The 1,348-nt window shown below is 62.4% G+C and carries 3 protein-coding genes; all 3 read left to right on the forward strand.

What is annotated here, in order from left to right; genetic code table 11:
- A partial coding sequence (locus NW835_RS00620; protein WP_414414252.1) for a ketopantoate reductase C-terminal domain-containing protein occupies nucleotides 1-227 on the forward strand: 227 nt, incomplete at its 5' end.
- A gap of 66 nt (nucleotides 228-293) precedes the next feature.
- Nucleotides 294-848: a metal-binding protein gene (locus tag NW835_RS00625; protein WP_414385066.1), complete on the forward strand. Its 555-nt coding sequence runs from the start codon at nucleotides 294-296 to the stop codon at nucleotides 846-848.
- Between the two features lie 104 nt (nucleotides 849-952).
- Nucleotides 953-1,348, forward strand: a 396-nt coding sequence (locus NW835_RS00630; protein ID WP_414414253.1) for an ABC transporter transmembrane domain-containing protein, incomplete at its 3' end; no start/stop codon positions are given.

Here is a 1,348-nt window from a genome sequence, read left to right on the forward strand (position 1 = left end):
TGATCCCCGAGATGCTGGCCAGCACCGAGAAGATGGCCCCCTACCGAACCAGCATGAAGATTGACTACGAGCGCAAGCGTCCCCTGGAACTGGAGGCTATTTTTGCCAACCCGCTCCGCTATGCCCAGCAAGGCGGGATTCAGATGCCGCGGGTGGAGATGCTCTACTGGCAGTTGCAGGTGTTGGATCGCCTCAATCGAGGGATCCCTGTTGGTTCGCCAACTTGAGCCGGGGCAAGCTTTTTCCTCCTCCTGCGGCTAGACTCAGCCGCAGTGGCCTACTGCGCTGGCTTCATGCCTCTGGGATCCACCCACGATCGCATCACCCTCTGGACAGCTCCCGGCGTCACTCTGGCAGCCGGCCTGTTGGGCAACAGCGCTGCCGTAGCTCTGGCCGTGGGATCCGCCTATCTCTTCAGCGGCCTGATGTTTTCCGGGGATCTGGACACTGACTCTCGCCAGTATCGCCGCTGGCTGTTCCTGCGCTGGATTTGGCTTCCCTACCGCCGCTGGCTGCACCACCGCTCCTTCTGGTCCCACGGGCCGATTGTCGGCACTGCCCTGCGGCTGCTCTACCTGGGCCTGTGGGTGGCGGGGGCGGGCTTGGCGGCAGCTTGGCTGGGATCCCGCCTGGGTTGGTGGCAGTGGCAGCCGGATATCTGGCGGGACAACCTCTGGCAAGGGTTGCATGCGCACGCAGAGATGCTGCTTTGGGTGGGGATGGGGCTGGAGCTGGGTTCGATGAACCACAGCCTCAGCGATTGCCTGGTCTCCCGCTGGCGACGTTGGCGCAGACGCCGTCGAAGAAGGGGATCCCCCCTTACCAGGTATGGGCAAAAGTTAGGCTAGCCAGAGCCGTCTAGGAGACAGCCCCGCTAGCCAGGGATCCCAGCAGCCGCTTGGGGCCCGATCCGGTAAGCTGATTGGGGCAGAAGTCTTTTCTTCTGAGATCTGTGCATCCGGGTCGTAGCTATCGCCGCCTTTTTCCCTTCATTCGGCCCCATCTGTGGATGTTGCTGCTGGGGCTGGCCTGTACCCTTGGCTTTGTCCTCACCATGCCTGCCCTCGCCTACTTGATCGAGTGGGTGGCCCGCTCCATCGGCGCAGGGGATCTGGGACAACTGCGGATCTTGGCCTTGATCGGGGTGGTGTTTTTTCTGGTGCGCGGCGCCTTCCAGTACGGCCAGGACACCCTTATGGCCAGGGCCTCTTTGCAAATGGTATTGGAATTGCGGCAACGGCTCTACGCCCATTTGCAGGGTTTGGATGTGGACTACTTTTCCGGCAGCCGCACTGGCGACCTGGTCTACCGCCTCACCGGCGATCTGGATCGGGTGGGCGAAGTGGTG

The organism is Synechococcus sp. OH2, assembly GCF_047462155.1.
Classification (GTDB): Bacteria; Cyanobacteriota; Cyanobacteriia; order Thermostichales; family Thermostichaceae; genus Thermostichus.